At 31.4% G+C, this 1,932-nt stretch carries 2 protein-coding genes; both read left to right on the forward strand.

Annotated features, from left to right (window positions below; translation table 11 throughout):
• On the forward strand, nt 1-1,210 hold a 1,210-nt coding region (locus tag F6K18_RS10680), incomplete at its 5' end, for a serine/threonine-protein kinase (protein ID WP_287520720.1).
• Between the two features lie 198 nt (nt 1,211-1,408).
• A partial coding sequence (locus tag F6K18_RS10685; protein WP_287520745.1) for a serine/threonine-protein kinase occupies nt 1,409-1,932 on the forward strand: 524 nt, incomplete at its 3' end.

A 1,932-nucleotide genomic window follows, 5' to 3' on the forward strand; every position in this document is an offset into this window, starting at 1 on the left:
AGAACTTTTTGAGAGGGAAGCTAAAGTTATTGCCAATTTGCATCATCCTCAAATTCCCAAATATTTGAATTATTTTTATATTGATACACAGAGAGATAGATGCTTTTATTTAATTCGTGAATTAGTGTGGGGAAATTCCTTAGCAAATTGGGTGAAAAAAGGTTGGCATCCGACAGAAATACAAGTTAAAAATATGGCGATTCAAATTTTAAAAATCCTCAGTTATTTACATCAATTAAATCCTCCAATAATTCACCGGGATATTAAACCAGAAAATATTATTTTACAACCTGATGGTCAAGTATTTTTAGTAGATTTTGGGGCAGTTAAAGATATTTATCGTCAGACAATTTCTTTCAGTGGAACCTTTGTCGGAACTATTGGATATATGCCGCCAGAACAGTTACAAGGAAAAGCTTATTGTGCTTCAGATTTATATAGTTTAGGTGCAACTTTATTGTATTTATTAACCCATCGTTCTCCAGATGAATTGCCTCAAAAAAGAATGAAAATAGATATTAGTTCTTGTGTGAAAATTTCACCAGAATTTATGAATTGGTTAGAAGTAATATTAGAACCGATGTGGGAAGATAGATTTCAGTCGGCAACAGCAGCTTTGAATGTACTTTGTAATAAGTCAGAAATGATTTATTCTGCTTCCTCTTCAGTTCAATACTCTCATCAAAAACCTGAAGGCAGTGAAGTAACTCTGAAAAAAACATCTACAAGTTTAATTATAGATATTCCATCTCCGTTAGGAGAAAAAGCGGAGCTAGTTTTATTTATATTTATGCCTTTTCTATTATTTTTTAGTTATTTATACTGTTCTGCGTCATCCCCAACAGACCATATAATTCTGTGGCTACTTTTTTCATTAATAGTTACCCCTCTTTTCTTATATATATTATTTGAGTGTTTCCATAAAACTCATATCAAAATACATCAAAATAAGTTCTTGATTAACTGGAGTTATTGGATATTTAGTCATACAATTACAGCTAAAACAGAAGATATAATGCGAGTTTATATTGATCAGGATTTTCAAAGTAGTAGAGAAGTTATCACGTTTTTATGTAAAGTTGGAAAAAAAACGTCTACGTTTTTGGGTGAATGTAAGTTTGGCCATTCTATGAATAGAATAGAAAAAGAGTGGGTAATTGCTGAAATTAGAGATTTTATCAAACAATTAAAACCCCATAAAAAGGTCTAAAAATCAGGAAAATATTGGATTAATCTGAGTTAGTCAGGAGTGAAATAGAATAAATATTTTTTGACAGGATAGTGAACATGACCCTACATCAACCTAATGATATTATTGCTCAACGATATCGCATTGTTACTACTTTGGGAAAAGGAGGAATGAATTACTTATGAAGCAGAAGACCTGACAAATTATCAGCGAGTAGCACTGAAAGCTGTTTCTTTTCAACAAGCAAAAGACTGGAAAATATTAGAACTTTTTGAGAGGGAGGCTAAAGTTATCGCCAATTTATATCATCCTCAAATTCCTAAATATTTGAATTATTTTTATATTGATACAGAGCAAGATAGATGTTTTTATTTAATTCGTGAGTTAGTGTGGGGAAATTCTTTAGCAACTTGTGTGGAAAAAGGTTGGCATCCGACAGAAATACAAGTTAAAAATATGGCGATTCAAATTTTAAAAATCCTCAGTTATTTACATCAATTAAATCCTCCAATAATTCACCGGGATATTAAACCAGAAAATATTATTTTACAACCTGATGGTCAAGTATTTTTAGTAGATTTTGGGGCAGTTAAAGATATTTATCGTCAGACAATTTCTTTCAGTGGAACCTTTGTCGGAACTATTGGATATATGCCGCCAGAACAGTTACAAGGAAAAGCTTATTGTGCTTCAGATTTATATAGTTTAGGTGCAACTTTATTGTATTTATTAACCCATCGTTC

This window comes from Okeania sp. SIO2C2 (assembly GCF_010692625.1).
Classification (GTDB): Bacteria; Cyanobacteriota; Cyanobacteriia; order Cyanobacteriales; family Microcoleaceae; genus Okeania; species Okeania hirsuta.